Source organism: Streptomyces sp. CO7, from assembly GCF_053474865.1.
Window position 1 is genome coordinate 108509 of record NZ_JBRIOU010000001.1, and the last position, 641, is coordinate 109149.

General features: G+C 71.1%; 1 protein-coding gene. It reads right to left on the reverse strand.

What is annotated here, in order from left to right:
- The coding region (locus tag ACOV8S_RS00495) for an MFS transporter (protein ID WP_448315221.1) at positions 1-485 on the reverse strand (485 nt) is incomplete at its 3' end.
- Positions 486-641 lie beyond the last annotated feature (156 nt).

Consider the following 641-nt stretch of genomic DNA (forward strand, 5'->3'; position numbering starts at 1 on the left):
GGCCCCGCCACCGCCGACACCGCCCACACCGTCGACAGCCGCGCCTGGATCTTCGGCCGCTCCGCCAGCGGGAAGAGGTCCGCCGCCAGCGTCTGCACGGTGCCCTGCAACGCACCGCCGCCCAGCCCCTGCACCACCCGGAAGGCGATCAGCGCGCCCATGTTCCAGGCCACCCCGCTCAGCAGCGAGCCCAGCAGGAACAGCGCCGCCCCGAACACCAGCACCGGCTTGCGGCCGAAAGTGTCCGACAGCTTCCCGTACACCGGCAGGGTCACCGTCACCGCCAGCAGGTAGCCCGAGAACAGCCACGAGAAGTACGCGAACCCGCCCAGGTCCCCCACGATCTGCGGCACCGCCGTGGCCACCACCGTCGCATCCAGCGCCACCAGCGCCGTCGACAGCATCAACGCCACCATCACCGGGCCGCGCCGCGTCGCGACGGCCGCCTGCCCGGCCTCCTTCGCGGAAGTCTCCGTCCTGGCCACCGGGATTCCTTTCCCTATGCATCTATATGCCCGGGGACAGCTTCGCACCGGCCCCGACCCCCACGCCAAGGTGCACCGAACCCCGAGACGCCTCGTCCCAGAGAACAACACCCCCTAGGGGTAAGGGTGTACGCGCGGTCGGGGACACCTCCACCC